The organism is Nocardiopsis sp. N85, from assembly GCF_028882275.1.
Lineage (GTDB): Bacteria > Actinomycetota > Actinomycetes > Streptosporangiales > Streptosporangiaceae > Nocardiopsis > Nocardiopsis lambiniae.
Genome location: NZ_JARBUT010000003.1, coordinates 346,689 through 364,678 on the forward strand (window position 1 = coordinate 346,689; position 17,990 = coordinate 364,678).

15 protein-coding genes and 1 pseudogene are annotated in these 17,990 nt (G+C 71.0%); 6 read left to right on the forward strand and 10 right to left on the reverse strand.

The window, feature by feature from the left end:
- Window positions 1–86: 86 nt before the first annotated feature.
- The 4 genes from PWG71_RS07325 to PWG71_RS07340 form a co-directional block, all read right to left on the reverse strand.
- Window positions 87–1,085, reverse strand: a complete 999-nt coding sequence (locus tag PWG71_RS07325) for an adenylate/guanylate cyclase domain-containing protein (protein ID WP_274808769.1) — start codon at window positions 1,083–1,085, stop codon at window positions 87–89.
- 127 nt (window positions 1,086–1,212) lie between these two features.
- Complete coding sequence (locus tag PWG71_RS07330; RefSeq protein WP_274808770.1) at window positions 1,213–1,734, reverse strand: PH domain-containing protein; 522 nt, start codon at window positions 1,732–1,734, stop codon at window positions 1,213–1,215.
- Between the two features lie 110 nt (window positions 1,735–1,844).
- Window positions 1,845–2,705, reverse strand: coding sequence for a biotin--[acetyl-CoA-carboxylase] ligase (locus PWG71_RS07335; protein ID WP_274808771.1), 861 nt, complete (start codon window positions 2,703–2,705; stop codon window positions 1,845–1,847).
- A 139-nt stretch (window positions 2,706–2,844) separates the two neighbouring features.
- Window positions 2,845–5,421: a phosphoenolpyruvate carboxylase gene (locus PWG71_RS07340; protein ID WP_274808804.1), complete on the reverse strand. Its 2,577-nt coding sequence runs from the start codon at window positions 5,419–5,421 to the stop codon at window positions 2,845–2,847.
- A gap of 337 nt (window positions 5,422–5,758) precedes the next feature.
- Between PWG71_RS07340 and PWG71_RS07345 the strand changes: the two genes are divergently transcribed.
- From PWG71_RS07345 to PWG71_RS07355, 3 genes are all read left to right on the forward strand, one after another.
- Window positions 5,759–7,369, forward strand: coding sequence for an acyl-CoA carboxylase subunit beta (locus tag PWG71_RS07345; RefSeq protein ID WP_274808772.1), 1,611 nt, complete (start codon window positions 5,759–5,761; stop codon window positions 7,367–7,369).
- Complete coding sequence (locus PWG71_RS07350; protein ID WP_274808773.1) at window positions 7,366–7,593, forward strand: acyl-CoA carboxylase subunit epsilon; 228 nt, start codon at window positions 7,366–7,368, stop codon at window positions 7,591–7,593. Before PWG71_RS07345 ends, PWG71_RS07350 begins: the two co-directional genes overlap by 4 nt.
- Before the next feature lie 73 nt (window positions 7,594–7,666).
- Entirely contained in the window at window positions 7,667–9,433 is a 1,767-nt protein-coding gene (locus tag PWG71_RS07355; RefSeq protein WP_274808774.1) for an acetyl/propionyl/methylcrotonyl-CoA carboxylase subunit alpha, read from the forward strand.
- Between the two features lie 116 nt (window positions 9,434–9,549).
- Here PWG71_RS07355 and PWG71_RS07360 read toward each other — a convergent pair whose 3' ends face one another.
- The 3 genes and pseudogenes from PWG71_RS07360 to PWG71_RS28755 all read right to left on the reverse strand — a co-directional run.
- Entirely contained in the window at window positions 9,550–9,879 is a 330-nt protein-coding gene (locus PWG71_RS07360) for a zinc ribbon domain-containing protein (protein WP_274808805.1), read from the reverse strand.
- A gap of 73 nt (window positions 9,880–9,952) precedes the next feature.
- On the reverse strand, window positions 9,953–10,261 hold the full coding sequence (locus PWG71_RS28665) for a hypothetical protein (protein WP_342455943.1): 309 nt from the start codon (window positions 10,259–10,261) through the stop codon (window positions 9,953–9,955).
- A pseudogene (locus PWG71_RS28755) lies at window positions 10,255–10,384 on the reverse strand (Uma2 family endonuclease); the annotation flags it as partial. The gene PWG71_RS28665 and the pseudogene PWG71_RS28755, both read right to left, overlap by 7 nt.
- A 543-nt stretch (window positions 10,385–10,927) precedes the next feature.
- Between PWG71_RS28755 and PWG71_RS07370 the strand changes: the two are divergent.
- Together PWG71_RS07370 and PWG71_RS07375 are read left to right on the forward strand one after the other, a co-directional pair.
- Entirely contained in the window at window positions 10,928–12,379 is a 1,452-nt protein-coding gene (locus tag PWG71_RS07370; RefSeq protein ID WP_274808775.1) for a dicarboxylate/amino acid:cation symporter, read from the forward strand.
- 146 nt (window positions 12,380–12,525) lie between these two features.
- Window positions 12,526–13,809 (forward strand): chemotaxis protein CheA, encoded by a 1,284-nt coding sequence (locus tag PWG71_RS07375; RefSeq protein ID WP_446724986.1) that lies wholly within the window; start codon window positions 12,526–12,528, stop codon window positions 13,807–13,809.
- Window positions 13,810–13,870: 61 nt separating this feature from the next.
- On the opposite strand, the gene PWG71_RS07380 is transcribed toward PWG71_RS07375, so the two are convergent.
- The 3 genes from PWG71_RS07380 to PWG71_RS07390 form a co-directional block, all read right to left on the reverse strand.
- Window positions 13,871–14,506 (reverse strand): AAA family ATPase, encoded by a 636-nt coding sequence (locus tag PWG71_RS07380; protein WP_274808776.1) that lies wholly within the window; start codon window positions 14,504–14,506, stop codon window positions 13,871–13,873.
- A gap of 15 nt (window positions 14,507–14,521) precedes the next feature.
- The gene (locus PWG71_RS07385) at window positions 14,522–14,872 is read right to left on the reverse strand and encodes a TFIIB-type zinc ribbon-containing protein (RefSeq protein WP_274808777.1); all 351 of its coding nucleotides are present in this window, start codon (window positions 14,870–14,872) and stop codon (window positions 14,522–14,524) included.
- A gap of 81 nt (window positions 14,873–14,953) precedes the next feature.
- Complete coding sequence (locus tag PWG71_RS07390) at window positions 14,954–16,336, reverse strand: NAD(P)H-quinone dehydrogenase (RefSeq protein WP_274808778.1); 1,383 nt, start codon at window positions 16,334–16,336, stop codon at window positions 14,954–14,956.
- A gap of 238 nt (window positions 16,337–16,574) precedes the next feature.
- Here PWG71_RS07390 and PWG71_RS07395 point away from each other — a divergent pair, with 238 nt between their 5' ends.
- The gene (locus PWG71_RS07395; RefSeq protein WP_274808779.1) at window positions 16,575–17,399 is read left to right on the forward strand and encodes a purine-nucleoside phosphorylase; all 825 of its coding nucleotides are present in this window, start codon (window positions 16,575–16,577) and stop codon (window positions 17,397–17,399) included.
- Window positions 17,400–17,990: the final 591 nt, after the last annotated feature.

Here is a 17,990-nt window from a genome sequence, read left to right on the forward strand (position 1 = left end):
CGGATCACTGGCTCGGCGGTTCAAAGCCTATCCCGAGCGGGCCTCGCTCACACCCCACTCGGGCGAGAGCCGGGTGGGGGCGCCGGTCAGGCGAGGCCGCCGGGCTCGAAGTTGCGACGCAGCGTGTAGGGCTGGATGAGGCCGAGCCCGTGGGCGTGCCGCGCCCGTACCTTGACCACCTGGAGTCCCTCGGTGTCCTCCAGGCTGCGGGCCAGGTCCTCGTCGATGAGGACGGTGCCGGGCCGGGCGAAGGAGGTGAGCCGGCTGGACCGGTTGACGGTGGTGCCGAACACGTCGCCGTGCAGGGTGAGCACCGGACCGGTGGACAGGCCGACCCGCACGTCGGGCACCTCCACGTGGGTCTTGACCCCCGACGCCAGGCGCAGGGCGATGTCGGCGGCCTTGACGGGATCGTCGGCGACGTAGAGCACCTCGTCGCCGAGCGTCTTGACGACCCGGCCGCCACCGGAGGCGACGATGTCGGCGGCGGTGGCCTCGAAGCCCTCCACCACCTCGGCGAGTTCGACCTCGTCGAGTTCGCGGCTGAGCGTGGTGAAGGAGACCAGGTCGGCGAATCCGACGATCAGCGGGTAGTAGTTGGGCACGCCGTCGCCGCCGTTGGACATCACCGCCAGGGTGCGGGCGGTGGAGGCGGCGAGTTGGCGGCGCCAGATGTGCAGCAGCAGCCGCTCGACGTCCGGCAGCAGCTCCTTGACCTGGTTCATCAACGGACCCGCCCCGTCCGCGCCCTCGCCCTCGCGGAAGAGCAGGGTGCTGAGGATGCTGGTCTGCCAGTCGGCCAGGCGCGCCATGGTCTGTCCCATGGCGCGGGCGAAGCGGACCACGGCCTCCTCGTCGAGAACGCCGTCGTCCAACAGGCCGGTCGCCAGCCTCAGGGCCTCCACGTCGCTCTCGGTGAAGATGACGGTGTCGTCGCTCTGGGTGGGAAAGCCCAGGGCACGCCAGATGCGCCCGGCCAACTCGGGGTCGGCCGCGGCGAGCTCGATCGCCTGCTCCCTGGTGTAGACCGTCTCACCGCCCAGGAGAGCGGTCTCGATCACTTTCGGGTCAGGACGCGACGACATACGTTCTCTTTCACGGAACCGTCCCCGCCAGTGCGGGGAGCGAGCACTATGGACCTGCGCGGCGAGGTCGCGACGCGCGGGGCCACCTCCAGCTTACGCCCCTGGTCACCGCCCGTCGGGGGGACGGTCACCCTTGGGGACCGGCGGGGGTCTCCGGTCGGTGGGCGTCGTTGACCCTCTTGTAGATCTCGGCCTGGAACCACTCCGGGCGGGGCACCTTCTTGAGGACGATGGCCTCCTGTTCGGATGCCGACTGCACGGACAACGTTCCGTACCGCATGATGCGTTCCCAGATCGACATGCTGAAGGAGACGTCGTTGACCCGGGTGAGCGGCATGTCCCGCCCCTGGCGGGAGATGAGGCCGTCGCGGGTCATCAGCCGTCGGTTGGTGAGGATGTAGACGGTGGTGGACCAGCGCAGCAGGGGGATGACGCAGAAGGCCAGCGCGGCGATCAGGGCGAACACGCCGACCACTCCGGCGGCGATGAGCGCCCATGTCTCCTCCCACGGCATGAACCACAGCGCCGCGCCGACGGCGGCGACGATGAGCAGCAGCGCCGTGAACTCCTCGATGAGGACGGTCCAGTGTTGGCGCACGACGTGGACGAGTTCCTCGTCGTCGGAGAGATAGCGGTCCGCGATAGGCATATCCGGATCATGGCATAGGCCGGTACCGTCCAGAAAGGTCGCGTCGCCGGCTTGTGGACAACGTTCCGGAGACGTTCTCCGAACCCCCTCCGTCCCCTCCCCCGCGCTCCTCAGCGGTCGGGGCGCACGTGCACGACATCGCCCGCGCTGAGGGCCCGTTCCCCCTCGGGGCCGTCGACGACCAGCCGCCCGTCCGCGTCGATACCGGTGGCCGTCCCCTTCAGGACCAGGCCGTCGGGCAGGTGGACCCGCACCCGGCGACCGACGGTGACACAGGTGTCGCGGTAGGCGGCGGCCAGTCCGGCGGCCTCGGCGTCGCCCTCGGCGGCCGCCCACATCGTGTACAGCTCCTCGAACTCCCCGAGCAGGGAGGCCAGCAGCACGCCCCGGTCGAGGTCGGTCGCGCCCTCGCCCCGCAGGGAGACGGCGGTGGCCACGGGCAGTTCCTCCCGGCTCTGGGAGACGTTGATCCCGATCCCGACCACCACGGCCGGGTCCCCGGAGGAGAAGTCGACCTCGGCGAGAATGCCGGCGAGCTTTCCGTCGGCCCGTTCGGGCCCGGTGGTGGAGGCCTCCGGGACCATGAGGTCGTTGGGCCACTTGAGGGCGGCCTCGACACCGGTGGTGCCGCGCACCGCGCCGGCGGCGGCCACGCCCATGAGCGCCGAGAGCCAGCCCAGCCGGCCGACCGGCACCGTGGGGCGCAGCAGCAGGGAGACGGTGAGCGCGGCGCGCGGCGGTGTGCTGAATCCGCGGCCGAGCCTGCCCCGGCCCGCGCTCTGGTGTTCGGCGACCAGCACGCTCCCGTGCGGTGCGCCGTCGCGGGCCCGGGCCGCCAGCTCGGTGTTGGTGGACCCGGCCTCGGGCACCACCTCGATCCGCTCCCACATGCCGTCGGGGCGGGCGAGGACGGCGTTGAGCGCCACCGCGTCGAGCGGCGGGCGCGGGAAGGACTCGGGAGCGCTGGTCATGACCCCATTACAGCAGCGCCGACCCGGCGGGCGCGAACACCGGCGCACCGTCCCGGATGTCGGGGACGGTGCGCCGGTGCGGTCACGTCGAACGCGATGCCGTGGCGGTCCTCGTGGACGCCGTCACGTGCGGGGACGGTCAGCCGGTGTTCTGGAGACCGGCGGCGACGCCGTTGACCGACAGCAGCAGGAGCCGCTCCAGGTGCTGCTGGTCCTCGGACGACAGGGTGCCGGCGTCCTCCGAGCGCAACGCCTCCAAGGCGCGCAGCTGGAGGTGGGACAGCGCGTCCACGTACGGGTTGCGCAGGTCCACGGCGCGCGAGAGCACCTTGCGGCTCTCCAACAGCCTGGTGTGCCCGGTCACCCGCAGGACCAGGGTCCGGGTGAGGTCGTACTCGGCCAGGACCCGCTCGCTCAGTTCCGGTCGGTCGCCCAGTGCCAGGTAGCGCTCGGCGATGGTGCGGTCGGTCTTGGCCAGGCTCATCTCCGCGTTGTCCAGCAGGGACGCGAACATGGGCCACTCGCGGTAGGCGGCCTGGAGCAGGGACACGTCGGTCACGGCCGCCAGGCCGGTGCCGAGTCCGTACCAGCCGGGCAGGTTGACCCGGGTCTGGGTCCAGGCGAACACCCACGGGATGGCGCGCAGGTCGCCCAGGCCGCGCGCGGCGCCCCGGCGGGCGGGGCGCGAGCCCAGGCGCAGCTCTCCCAGTTCCTCCAGGGGGCTGACCCGGGAGAACCAGGCGGCGAACCCGTCGCCGTTGATGAGCTCCAGGTACGCCTCCTGTGCGGCGGCGGCGATGGTGTCGGCGTGCTCCCGGTACTTCAGGGCCGCGGAGCGCTCGCGTTCCTGCACGTCCTCGGTGGAGGCCATGAGGACGGCGTGGCCGACCTGTTCGATGTGGCGGCGGGCCAGGTCGGCCTGACCGTAGCGGGCGAAGATGACCTCGCCCTGTTCGGTGACCTTGAAGCGGCCGTCGACCGAGCCGGGCGCCTGGGCGAGCAGGGCGCGGCTGGCCGGCCCGCCGCCCCGACCCAGCGAACCGCCGCGGCCGTGGAACAGGGTGAGGCGCACGTCGTGGCGGCGGGCCCAGGCGGCCAGCCGGGCCTGGGCGTCGTACAGCCGCAGGGTGGCGCTGACCGGGCCGACGTCCTTGGCGGAGTCGCTGTAGCCGAGCATCACCTCGACCCGGCGGCCGCTCTGTTCCAGTCGTGCCTGCATCTGCGGCAGTTCGAGCATGCCGTCGAGCACCTTGGGAGAGGCGTCCAGGTCGGCGCCGGTCTCGAACAGGGGGATGACGTCGAGGACCGGGCGGCGGTCGGCCGGCAGCGCGTACTCGGCGAGCGCGTACACGGCCGCGATGTCGTCGGCGGAGCGGGTGAAGCTGACGATGTAGCGCCGGCAGGCCTCCACACCGAACCGCTCCTGGATCCAGGAGATGACCCGGATGGTGTCGAGCACCTCCCGGGTGCGGTCGGACAGCTCACCGTCGAGGCCCTGTTCGCGCAGCTCGGCCAGGGCGGCGGCGTGCACCTCGCTGTGCTGGCGGATCTCCAGTTCGGCGAGGTGGAAGCCGAAGGTCTCGGCCTGCCAGATGAGGTGCTGGAGCTCCCCGTAGGCCTGGCGGTCCGCGCCGGCCGCGGCCAGGGACTCCTGGACGACGCGCAGGTCGGCGAGGAAGGACTCGGGGGCCGGGTAGGCCAGGTCGGCGTCGCGTTCGCGGGTGGCGCGCAGCCGGGCGGTGGCGTACAGCAGGAGTTGGCGGTGCGGCTCGTTGGGCGAGCGTTCGGAGATCTCCGCCAGCAGTGTGGGCTGGCCGGCGCGGGCGGAGGAGAGCGCGTCGAGCAGCGCCGGGGAGGCGGGGGTGAGGTTGCCGTAGGCGGTGATGGTGCGGGCGATCCGCTCGGCCGCCGTCTCCAGACCGCGCAGCACGTGTTCGGACTGGATCCGCATCGCCTCACGGGTGATCTCGTGGGTGACGAAGGGGTTGCCGTCGCGGTCCCCGCCGATCCAGCTGCCGTAGCGGACGAACGGGACGGCGCGGGGCGGGCGGACACCGGTGCCCTCGGGGTCCAGCGCCCGGTCCAGGGACCGGTAGACGTGGGGGATGACGGAGAAGATCGTCTCGTCGAAGACGGCCAGGGCGGTGCGCACCTCGTCGAGCGGGTCGAGCCGGGTGTAGCGCAACTGGGAGGTGCGCCAGAGGAGGTCGATCTCCTCCAACAGGCGGCGGTGCGCCTCGGCGGCGGCCGTGCTCCCCTCGTGCGCGGCGTGCCAGTCGTCGAGCTGGGCGCTGATCCGCAGGATGGAGGTGGAGACCGCGCGGCGTCGGGCCTCGGTGGGGTGGGCGGTGAACACCGGGTGGAACTCCATGCCCGCGACCAGTTCGTCGAGGTGCCGGCCTCCGGCGTCGCCGGCGCCCTCGCGGACGGCGCGCACGGCCGCGGCCAGGGACTCCCGGGGCGGGTTGTCCGCGTCGTCGCGTTCGCGCAGGGTGCGCATGCGCTGGTGTTCCTCGGCCAGGTTGGCCAGGTGGAAGTAGACGGTGAAGGCTCGGGCGACCTGCTTGGCGCGTTCCAGCGGCCAGGCGGCCACCAGTGCGGTGATCTCCTCACCGGAGACGGAACCGTCGCGGGCGCCGATCACCGCGTGGCGGAGTTTCTCGACATCGGCGAGCAGATCCTCGCCGCCGCTCTCCGCGAGAACGGTCCCGAGCATCTCGCCGAGCAGCTTGACGTCATTCCTGAGCTGTTCGGGCACTTCCTGGCGCGCGCTGGCGCGCTCTGCGCTTACCGCTGTCATAAGGCAGACCCTACAGAGAACGGGTGCTCGGGAGCGTCCTCGGGGGTTCATTTCCGAGCCTTTGCCGACGCGTTAACAATTGTTCCGAAAAGGCGCGGAATTCACACCGGGTCACGGTTTTCGGATGGCCCGGGGGGTGCGATCCACCGTACGGGGGCCGCTCGGAGGCCGTGTGCATCGAGTCTCGCCTACTGGCGGGTAACCCCAGGGCGCGTACGCGCCCCGCCACCCCTCGGAGTTAACCTCACTAGTTATGGCCACCGAAGCCCCTGAACCACTGTCCGCGGACGAGATCGACATCCACACCACCGCGGGCAAGCTCGCCGACCTGCAACGACGCCGTTACGAGGCGGTGCACGCGGGATCCGCGCGAGCCGTTGAGAAACAGCACGCCAAGGGCAAGATGACCGCGCGCGAGCGCATCGACGCCCTGCTCGACCCCGGGTCGTTCGTCGAGTTCGACGCACTGGCCCGGCACCGGTCCACCAACTTCGGTCTGGCCGGCAACCGGCCCTACGGGGACGGCGTCGTCACCGGATACGGCACCGTCGACGGTCGTCCCGTCGCCGTGTTCAGCCAGGACGTCACCGTCTTCGGTGGATCGCTCGGCGAGGTCTACGGCGAGAAGATCTGCAAGGTCCTCGACCACGCCCTCACCAACGGGTGCCCCGTCATCGGCATCAACGAGGGCGGCGGCGCGCGCATCCAGGAGGGCGTCGTCTCCCTGGGCCTGTACGCCGAGATCTTCAAGCGCAACACCCACCTGTCCGGGGTCGTCCCGCAGATCTCCCTCATCATGGGGGCCGCGGCCGGCGGGCACGTCTACTCCCCCGCCCTCACCGACTTCATCGTGATGGTCGACGAGACCTCGCAGATGTTCATCACCGGACCCGACGTCATCAAGACCGTCACCGGCGAGGACGTCTCGATGGAGGAGCTGGGCGGTGCCCGCACCCACAACACCAGGTCGGGTGTGGCCCACTACATGGGCGCCGACGAACAGGACGCCCTCGACTACGTCAAGGCCCTCCTGGCGCACCTGCCGGGCAACAACCTGGAGGACGCGCCCGTCCTGGCGCCCGAGGACGAGCCGGGCGAGGAGGTCAACGACGCCGACCGGGCGCTGGACTCCTTCGTCCCCGACTCCGCCAACCAGCCCTACGACATCAAGACGGTCATCGAGACCGTCGTGGACGACGGGGACTTCCTGGAGGTCCACTCCCTGTTCGCCACCAACATGGTGGTGGGGTTCGGTCGCGTGGACGGGCGCTCCGTCGGCATCGTCGCCAACCAGCCCATGAGCCTGGCCGGCTGCCTCGACATCGACGCGTCGGTGAAGGCCGCCCGGTTCGTGCGCACCTGCGACGCCTTCAACATCCCGGTGCTGACCTTCGTGGACGTGCCCGGGTTCCTGCCCGGCACCGACCAGGAGTGGGACGGCATCATCCGCCACGGCGCCAAGCTGCTGTACGCCTACGCCGAGGCCACCGTCCCGCTGCTCACCGTGATCACCCGCAAGGCGTTCGGCGGCGCCTACGACGTCATGGGATCCAAGCACCTGGGCGCCGACATCAACCTGGCCTGGCCCACCGCGCAGATCGCGGTCATGGGCGCCCAGGGCGCGGTGAACATCCTGCACCGGCGCACCCTGGCGGCGGCCGAGGACGTCGAGACCGAGCGGACCCGCCTCATCGGCGAGTACGAGGACACGCTCCTCAACCCCTACTCGGCGGCCGAGCGCGGCTACGTCGACGGGGTGATCCTGCCCTCGGAGACCCGGGTACAGGTCGCCAAGGCGCTGCGCGCGCTCGCGAACAAGCGCAGGCAACTGCCCCCCAAGAAGCACGGGAACATCCCGCTGTGAGCGCCCAGCACACGCCACCGCACCTGGTCGTCGTCCGGGGCGAGCCCACCGCCGAGGAGATCGCCGCCCTCACCGCGGTGCTCGCCGCCCGGGCCGCCGCGGCGCGCGCCGCGGCGGCGGCGCCGACCACCCCGGAGCGGCCCTCGGCCTGGCGCGACCGCGCCCGAGGGTTGCGCTCCCCGCTGCGCCCAGGCCCCGGGGCCTGGCGGACGAGCCTGCGGTGACACCGACACTACCTAGACTCCAAGGGGAGCGGTCGGCGCATCCGCCCCACCCCACAGCAGAAGGATCTCCACCGTGCGTAAAGTTCTGATCGCCAACCGCGGCGAGATCGCCGTGCGCATCGCCCGCGCCTGTCGCGACGCAGGGCTGGACAGCGTCGCCGTCTACGCCGAGCCCGACCTGGACGCCCTGCACGTCAAGGTCGCCGACCAGGCCTACTCCCTGGGCGGGTCCACCCCGGCCGACTCCTACCTCGACATCGGCAAACTCCTGCGGATCGCCGCCGAGTCCGGAGCCGACGCCGTCCACCCCGGCTACGGGTTCCTCGCCGAGAACGCCGACTTCGCCCAGGCCGTCATCGACGCCGGGCTCACCTGGATCGGGCCGCCCCCCGCCGCGATCACCGCCCTGGGCGACAAAGTACAGGCCCGCCACATCGCCCAGAAGGTCGGCGCCCCCCTGGTGGCGGGCACCCCGGACCCGGTGGACTCGGCCGCGGAGGTCGTGGCGTTCGCCGAGGAGCACGGGCTGCCCATCGCGATCAAGGCCGCGTTCGGCGGCGGCGGGCGCGGGCTGAAGGTCGCCCACACCCTGGAGGAGGTCGGCGACGCCTACGAGTCGGCGGTGCGCGAGGCCGTCACCGCGTTCGGGCGCGGCGAGTGCTTCGTGGAACGCTACCTCGACAAACCCCGGCATGTGGAGACCCAGTGCCTGGCCGACTCCCACGGCAACGTCGTGGTGGTGTCCACCCGCGACTGCTCGCTGCAGCGCCGCCACCAGAAGCTGGTGGAGGAGGCCCCGGCACCGTTCCTGTCCGCCGACCAGACGGACCGGCTGTACTCGGCGTCCAAGGCCATCCTCAAGGAGGCGGGCTACGTGGGCGCGGGCACCTGCGAGTTCCTCGTGGGCGTGGACGGCACCATCTCCTTCCTGGAGGTGAACACCCGCCTCCAGGTCGAGCACCCGGTGACCGAGGAGGTCACCGGCATCGACCTGGTGCGGGAGATGTTCCGGATCGCCGACGGCGAGGAGCTGGGGTACGGGGACCCGCAGGTGCGCGGGCACTCCTTCGAGTTCCGGATCAACGCCGAGGACCCGGGACGGGGCTTCATGCCCGCTCCGGGGACCATCACCGAGTTCTCCCTGCCGGGCGGGCCGGGCGTGCGGGTGGACACCGGCTGCGAGGCGGGGTTCACGGTGCCGCAGGCGTTCGACTCCATGGTCGCCAAGCTCATCGTCACCGGGCGCACCCGCACCCAGGCGCTGGAGCGGGCGCGGCGGGCGCTGGCGGAGTTCGTGGTGGGCGGCATGCCGACGGTGATCCCCTTCCACCAGGCGGTGGTGGAGGACCCGGCGTTCGCCCCCGCCGACCCGGAGCAGCCGTTCGGGGTGTACACCCGGTGGATCGAGACCGGGTTCGACAACCGCATCGAGCCGTGGTCCGGCACCCCGGGCGAGGCCGAGCCGGTCGCGCGCGAGACCGTGACGGTGGAGGTCGGCGGCAAGCGCATCGACGTGGTGCTGCCCGCCGCGCTCAACGTGGGGGCGGCCCCGGCCGCCCCGGCGGGGAAGAAGAAGCGCGCCTCCCGGTCCGGCGGCGGCGCGGCCGCCGCCTCCGGCGACGCCCTGGTGTCGCCGATGCAGGGCACCGTGGTCAAGGTCGTGGTCGCCGAGGGCCAGGAGGTGTCCGAGGGCGACACCGTGGTGGTCATCGAGGCGATGAAGATGGAGCAGCCGCTGGCGGCTCACCGCTCGGGCACGGTGACCGGGTTGAAGGTGAGCGCGGGTGAGGCCGTCGGCAACGGCGCCGTCATCTGCGAGTTGACTTCCCCCTCCTCGTGAACGAGAAGGATTCCGGCCGGGCCTGACGGCCCGGCCGGTGCTGTCCGCCTCGCGGCGGCAGCCGGTTCCTGCTTCGTCGACATGGCTTCCCAGAGGTCTCCGCAGGCTGGCACGGTTCACTCCGGTAAGAGGCTGTTGGTCCATCCGCGCGTAAGGGTGTTTCTGGCCGCGTTGACATCGGCGTTGGCCCGGTGCCCGCACGCGACGCGACGAAAGACCGATCGGCTCTCTCGGTTCTGTGCTGCGACGTGTCCGCACGGATGGCAGGTCTGCGACGTGTACGCGGGATCGACCTGAACGATCCTCGTCCCGGTCCGCCGGGCCGCGTTCTCACATGCGCGCTTGAAACCGTGCCGACCCTTGGCCAGGATCGCCCGGTTCAACCCCGCCTTCCGTTTCACGTTCCGCCCTGGCGCTTCGGCGGTGCCCTTCGCGGAGGCGGTCATGTTCCTCGTCTGGGGCTTCTCCAGCACCACCGCGTCCTTCGCGCACGGCACAGACGCGGTCCGCGCGCAGAAGTCAGCCCTTGCGGGCACGGACCTTCCCGGTCAGTGCCCGCAGCGCGGCCCTGGTCTCGGCCCGGTTCTTCGACCCCCTGCACCGACGGGACAACCGCCGCCGCAGGCGCCGTTCCCGCTCGTGCTCTTCGGGGGTCTGGAAGGTGCGGTCGCACAGGTCGCCGTCGCTGGTGGCCACCGCCACCCCCCGGTCCACCCCCACCGCACTGCCGGGCCGCTCGTGTGCTTCGGGTGTGCGCTCACCGTCCTCGCACAACAGCTGGGGGACCTGGTCGAGCATCTGGGGTTCGAGCAGGCGGATCATGCGCATGTGGAAACGTTTCCGGGGGCTCACCAGGACCAGGCTTCCGTCGATGAGTTCGGTGTGCGGCGGAAGATCCGGGATGCGGTCCAGGTCCTCGGCGGTGAACCCGCCGGGAGAGGGCTGGAGCAGAGATCACGGCAACGGCTCGGCGGCGGTCTCGACCCCGGCCACAGTGGATGCGGAGATCTCGTCTCCGATCATCGGATCGTTCTCGTCGCTCACGGTGGCCATGTCCCTCACCTCACCGGGGTGCCTTCCGCACATCATCGCGTCCACACCCCGGGGAGGGTGATTCTCGCCGCACCCGGCACGGGAAGAGCGACGGGAACGCCGATCGGGGCGACGATCCGGTCATCGGATGTAAGAAACCTCGGTCTCGACCTATGGAAAAGGCAGAAAAGGCCGTATATCGTTCTCGCTTGTGACGAACATCTGGGGACTGACCCGCCGCTGGCACATCGACCTGTGCCGCCGCGGTTGTCAGGCGTGTAGCCAGGCCTGAGCGCGCCCGTCGAGGCAGCGCGCCGCGCACCCATCCCCCGCCCCCACCGTCACCCCTTCCTCCGGTGACACACGCACACATTCCCCGAGCCGGAGATCCAGCACGCCCACAGGCCGATCGCCGTGTCGTGCCCGCGCTCCGGCCGCACCCATCCGCTTGGAGTCACTTCCGTGTCCGCACAGACCTCCACGGTCGGGAAGCGGCGTTTCCCGCTTCCGTCATTCGGTGTCCAGGTCCTCCTGGGCCTCGTCCTCGGTCTCGTCCTGGGCTTCGTCGCCCTCCAGATCGGCCCCGTCGGGGAGGAGGGTGAGCCGAACTGGCTCGCCGTCACCCTCCAGACCATCGGCGGCACCTTCGTCTCACTGCTGCGGACCATCGTCCCGCCGCTGATCATCCTCGCCGTCATCTCCTCCATCGCCAACCTGCGCAACGTCACCAACGCCGCGCGGCTGGCCTGGAAGACCCTGCTGTGGTTCGCCGTCACCGCCCTGGTCTCGGTGGCCATCGCCATCGGCCTGGGCCTGCTCATCCGACCGGGACTGAACAGCGCGGTCGACCCCGGTGCCGTCGCCGAGCCCTCCACCACGGGCTCGTGGCTGGCCTTCATCGAGAGCCTGGTCCCCGCGAACTTCCTGGGCCTGGCCGCGGACACGTCCGGTTCGGTCACCGTCGGCGACGACGGCTCCCTGAGCCTGGACGCGAGCACCTCGCTGGGCTTCAACGTCCTCCAGTTGATCGTCATCGCGATCGTCCTGGGCATCGCCGCGGTCAAGACCGGCAAGGCCGCCGAGCCGTTCATCTCGTTCACCGAGTCGGCGCTCCAGGTCGTGCTCAAGGCCCTGTGGTGGGTCATCCGCCTGGCCCCGATCGGCACCGTCGGCCTGCTCGGCAACGCCGTCTACAGCTACGGCTGGAACACCATCGGTGCCCTCGGCAAGTACACGCTGACCGTCTACATCGGCCTGGCCCTGGTGCTGTTCGTCGTCTACCCGGTGATCGCCCGCCTCAACGGCCTGTCCCCGATCAAGTACTTCACCGGCGCCTGGCCCGCGATCCAGCTCGCCTTCGTGTCGCGCTCGTCGATGGGCACCATGCCGGTCACCCAGCGGGTCACCGAGCAGAACCTGGGCGTGCCGCGCTACTACTCCGCGTTCGCGGTGCCCTTCGGCGCGACCACGAAGATGGACGGTTGCGCCGCGATCTACCCGGCGATCTCGGCGATCTTCATCGCCCAGTTCTTCCCGGGCATCAGCCTGGGCCTCACGGACTACCTGCTCATCGTGTTCGTGTCGGTGATCGGCTCGGCCGCCACCGCCGGGACCACCGGCGCCACCGTCATGCTGACCCTGACCCTGTCCACCCTGGGGCTGCCCCTGGAGGGCGTGGGTCTGCTGCTGGCCGTCGACCCGATCCTGGACATGGGCCGCACCGCGGTGAACGTGGCCGGTCAGGCGCTGATCCCGGCGATCGTCGCCAAGCGCGAGGGCATCCTGGACCTGGCCCGCTACAACGCGCCGCGTGACGCCTCCGGTTTCGTCCCGCTGGACGAGGAGACCGACGAGGCCGACCGGAAGGACTCCGAGGAGACCGCGAAGGTGCCCGCGGGCACCGCGAGGGAATAGCCCCTTCCTCATCCCCGCCGCAACGGCCCGCCGGAAGTCCGGCGGGCCGTTGCGCGTGCGCGGAGGGAGCGGAGAGACCCGTCACCATGGGAACCTGAAGGACCCTCCATTCGTCCCAGAGGTGTGAGGGAAGCGAGAGGAACGACATGTTGCGCCGCCTGGTAACGCCCACCGTGCTGACCGCCGGTATCGCGGCCGCGGTGGTGAGCTCCGCGGTGACACCCGCGGTCGCCGACACCGTGGAAGCCCCCGACAGCAACGCCATCGCCCAGGAGTTGGAGAGCGACGGCGTCTTCATCGATCCGAGCATCGACGCGATCCCGGCCGCCGAGGAGGGAGCCCTGGAGGCCGCCGCGGCCGGTGCGGACGTCCCCGTCTACTACGTGATCCTGCCGACCGACGCGATCAACTCCGACTCGGCGCTCAACGCGCTGATGGAGCCGGTCATGTCCGACGTCGGCGACGGCCTGTACGGCGTGCTGGCCGGCTCGGAGGAGTTCCGGGTCCTGTCACCGGACGTCGAGGACACCGAGGCCATCCGCGAGATCGCGCTGCGCGAGGGCGGCGGCAACCAGATCGACACCCTGGTCGCCGTCCCCGACGCCGCACAGCAGGTGGAGGACTCCGCCGCCGCCGGGGCCACCGCGCTGTGGGGCCTGCTCCTCATCGTGGTGCTGATCGGCGCGGGCATCTTCCTGTACGTCCGCAACAACCGCCGCAAGGAAGCCGAGCGCAAGGCCAAGGAACTGGCCGAGATCAAGCAGATGGCCACCGAGGACGTCGTGCGCCTGGGCGAGGACGTCGCCCGGCTGGAGATCGACATCTCCGCCGTGGACGACGACACCCGCACCGACTACTCGCGTGCGATGGACGCCTACGACCAGGCCAAGTCCCGGCTGGACACCATCCGCGAGCCCGAGGAGATCCGCCAGGTCACCAACTCCCTGGAGGACGGCCGCTACTACATGACGGCGACCCGGGCCCGGCTCAACGGGGACCCGGTGCCGGAGCGGCGCGGCCCCTGCTTCTTCAACCCCCAGCACGGTCCGTCCGTGGAGGACGTCACCTGGGCCCCGCCCGGCGGCTCGCCCCGCGCGGTCCCGGCCTGCGCGGTCTGCGCCCAGGCGGTCAACAGCGGCATGCACCCCGACGACGTGCGCCTGGTCGAGGTGGACGGCCGCCGTGTGCCGTACTACGACGCGGGCCCGGCCTACTCGCCCTACGCCGGCGGCTACTTCGGCATGGACATGATGATGGGCATGTTCGCCGGCATGATGATGGGATCCATGATGGGGTCCATGATGGGCATGGGTATGGGGATGGGCGATCCCACCGGTGACGTCGGTGCCGAGGGCGACTTCGGCGGCGGGGACTTCGGCGGAGGCGACTTCGGCGACGGCGGCGGGGACTTCGGCGGCTTCGACTTCTGACCACCGTCCCACCCGAACGACGAACGGCCCCGGGCCCACCGCCCGGGGTCTTCGTGTTCGTTCAGGTCGCGGCCGTGTGGAGTGCCTCGATCCAGGAGACGACGCGGTCGGCGGTGCGCACGGGATCGGTGTCGGTGGTGTCCACCAGGGTGAGCGGCGGGGTGAGCCGGTCGGCCTCGCCCGCCACCCACGCGGCGAACTCCAGGGTCTCGGCGACGCGCTCCTCGTCCCACTCCCGCCAGGCCGGCCGGGCCCGGAGACGTTCCGCCAGGACCTCCGGCGCACAGGTGAGCGCCAGGTAGTGGACGTCGGTGAACAGGGCGCGCTCGGGCAGCGGCTCGAACTCCGGCGGGACCACCGTGCCGCACAGGACGACGGGTCGCCCGCTCTGCTGCACCATGGCGGCGGTGCGCAGCCAGGTGGAGCGGAACAGTCGGTGGTGGTCGGCGGGGTCGCGCAACCCGCCCACCCACAAAAGGTCCTGTTCGAGCACGACGAACCGGTCCCGCAGGCGCTCCAGCAGCAGGCCGGCGATCGTCGACTTGCCGGTACCGCTGGGCCCGGAGACGCAGTACAGGGGCAGCCGCAGGAACGGGCGGGTGCGCGCGCAGGAGGAGCAGCGCAGCACGGAGACCCCCGACGAGGTGTCGGGGGCCGGGTCCCACTCCCCGCAGTGCGTACAGATCAGCGGGTGCACGTGGCGGAGGCGCTCCTAGTCGAAGAGCTGTTCGAGGAAGCCCTTGCGGCGCCGATAGGGGCGCGGCGAGTCGCTGTAGCCGCGGGGGGAGTCCGGATAGCCGCCGCGGTAGCCGTGGGGCGAGTCGGGGTATCCGCGGGCCGGGTAGCCCTGTCGGGGGTACCCCGGCTGCGCGGGACCGCGCGTGAGCGGAGGGGCCTGCGGGTCCGGCGGCGGCGCGACACCGTAGTGGCGCTGCTCGGCGTCGACGATGCGCTCCAGCTCGCCGCGGTCCAGGAAGATGCCCTGGCACCCGTCACATCGTTCGATGTGGACGCCCTGACGGTCGAACGTGCGCATGTGGCTTTGGCACTTGGGACAGATCACACCGGGACGTTACGCCCTCGAAGGTGAAGGAGGCATAAGACCGGCCCGTCCGCGGCACCGGGGACGGACCGGTCCGGCGGGCTACTCCGGGGAGGCCAGCATCAGGGAACGGGCGGCCTCGGTGACACTGCCCGACAGGGAGGGGTACACCGCGAAGGTGTGGGCGAGGTCGTCCACGGTCAGGCGCTGTTGTACCGCCACCGACACCGCCAGGATCAGTTCGCTGGCGCGCGGGCCCACGATGACCCCGCCCAGCACGATGCCGGTGTGCTGGCGGCAGATGAGCTTGACGAAGCCGTCCTTGACCTCGTTCATCTTGGCGCGCGGGTTGGTGTTGAGCGGCAGGGTGACGGATCGGCCGTCGATGCGGCCGCTGCGCACGTCGTCCTCGCTGGCGCCGACGGCGGCCAGTTCCGGGTGGGTGAACACGGTGGAGGCGACCGTGGACAGCTTCAGGGGCGAGACGGCCTCGCCGAGGGCGTGCCACATGGCGATGCGACCCTGCATGGCGGCCACGGAGGCGAGCATGTTGACGCCGGTGCAGTCGCCGGCGGCGTACACGCCGGGGACGGTGGTGCGCGAGACGCGGTCGACCTCGACGAACCCGCCCTGCCCCAGGCGCACGCCGGCCTCCTCCAGGCCCAGGCCGTCGGTGTTGGGGATCATGCCGACGGTCATCAGACAGTGGGAGCCCTCGACGGTGCGCCCGTCGGAGAGGGTGACCAGCACCCCGTCGTCGGTGCGCACGACCGACTCGGCGCGGGTCAGGTTGAGCACGGTCATGCCCCGGCGCAGGAAGACCTCCTGGAGCACCCGGGCGGCGTCGACGTCCTGGGTGGGCATGACGTGCTCGCGGGAGGAGACCAGTGTCACGTTCGAGCCGAGGGACTGGTAGGCGCTGGCGAACTCGGCGCCGGTGACGCCGGAACCGACGACGATGAGCTTCTCGGGGAGCTCGTCGAGGTCGTAGAGCTGACGCCAGGTGAGGATGCGCTCGCCGTCGGGGCGGGCGGAGGGAAGCTCACGGGGGTGGGCGCCGGTGGCGATGAGAATGACGTCGGCGTGGATGCGGGTGTCGCCGACGGCGACGATGTGCGGGTCGACCAGGCGGGCCTCGCCGTTGACGACCTCGATGCCCTCCTTGATCAGGCGGGCGCGGGTGTCGTCGGACTGGGCCTGGGCCAGGAGTTTGATCCGGGTGTTGACCGCGGTCAGGTCCACGTGCACGGAGGACTTGCCGTCGATCTGGTCGTCCACCTGGATGCCGAGGGTCTCGGACTCCCGCACGTAGGTGGTGCGGGTGGAGGTGGCGATCAGGCTCTTGGAGGGAACACAGTCGGTGAGGACGCAGGCTCCGCCGATGCCGTCCCGGTCCACCACCGTCACGTTCGCGCCGAGCTGCGCGGCGACCAGTGCCGCCTCGTAGCCCCCGGGACCGCCCCCGATGATCACGACCTTCGTCACTCTGCTTCACTCCCTCTTCGGCCGGACCGCCGACCCCCGGGTCCCGATCGGGGACGTGATGAGGGCATGACGGGGCAGCACCTGGTTCTCTCGCTTACACCCATTGTCGGTCATACGGACCGGCGGATTCCGCACCCACCCCGATGCGGGGCCGCGATGTTCGGCCGGCATTCCCAGAACCGCCCCCTCTGCGTTGCGTTCCGGAATCATCCGCCTACACGGCGGTAGCATCCGCTGTGTGAGCGAAACAGAGCAGCCACCGAGGACGACCCAAGAGGCCAGAGCACTGGCGGCCACGGCGGCGGACGCACTCCTGACGCGCGCCGGGGCCGACGGTTTCGACGCCCTGGTGGTGCTCGGTTCCGGGTGGACGGACGCCGTGGACACGCTCGGTTCCCCGGACATCGAGTTCGACTCGTCCGAGCTGCCCGGTTTCCACGCGCCGACCGCCGAGGGCCACAGTTCCAAGGTCCGCAGCATGTGGGTGGGCGACAAACGGGTGGTCGTGTTCATGGGACGGCTGCACCTGTACGAGGGGTACACCCCCATGCAGATCGTGCACCCGGTGCGCACCGGGGTGGCCGCGGGGGCGAAACTGGTCGTCCTGACGGGGTCGGCCGGCTCCCTGCGCGTGGACATCGCCCCGGGGCAGCCGGTGGTCCTGAGCGACCACATCAACCTGACCGCGCGGTCACCGCTGACCGGGCCGTCGTTCGTCGACCTGTCCTCGGCCTACAGCCCCCGACTGCGCCGGCTCATCCACGAGGTGGACGCCTCCCTGGCCGAGGGCGTGTACGCGGCCACGCTGGGGCCCCAGTTGCAGACCCCGACCGAGTCGAAGGTGCTGCGCCAGGCCGGCGCCGACGTCGCGGGCCGGTCGATCCCCCTGGAGACCATCGCGGCCGTGGAGATGGGCGCCGAGGTCCTGGGGTTGTCGATCATCAGCAACGACGCCATGGGCGCGATCCTGGATCCGTTCCAGGAGGACCGGGCCATGGAGATCGTCCGGCGGCGGGCCCACCGACTGGGCGAGCTCCTCAAGAGGCTGCTGATCCGGGCCTGACCCGCTTCGGACACGAGCGAGGGCCCGGCGCGTGCGCCGGACCCTGATACGCGTTCCCCGAGGCCGGGAGGGGGAGGAGCGCCTTCCGGGGCGCGTCGCGCGAGACCCCCGCAGGTCCCTTCGTGCGCGACGCGACCCCCGGACGCGTCGTTCCGAGGCCGCCTCCGTACGGATCCGTCCGGTACCGGCGTGGCGAGCGTACACCCCGAGGCCTTGGGGTGGACGGTACCGGCCTGCTCCGTCCGGAGGCGTGTGCGCCCCGTCCCGGTGTCCCCTCCGTGCGAGATCCCCGCAGATCCCGTTGGACTCACGGAGGCGTGGACACCGGTTCTTCCCGTTGTTCGTGAGAACAGCGCGATGCCTTGGGGAGAAGGTCCGGGCGGATGGCCATCCGCGCGAAGCCCGTCCGCCCGGAACACTCTCCATTAGGCATGCCTTACCTAACCAGAGCGGAGGGGGTCTCGTCAACCCCGTGACCCGACGAAGACGGACCCGGCCGCCCGCGCGTGCGGGCGGCCGGGTCCGGATCCGGGGAGAACGGTTCAGAGCAGCAGGAACGCCGCCACGATCAGGGTCACGGTGAGGCCCAGG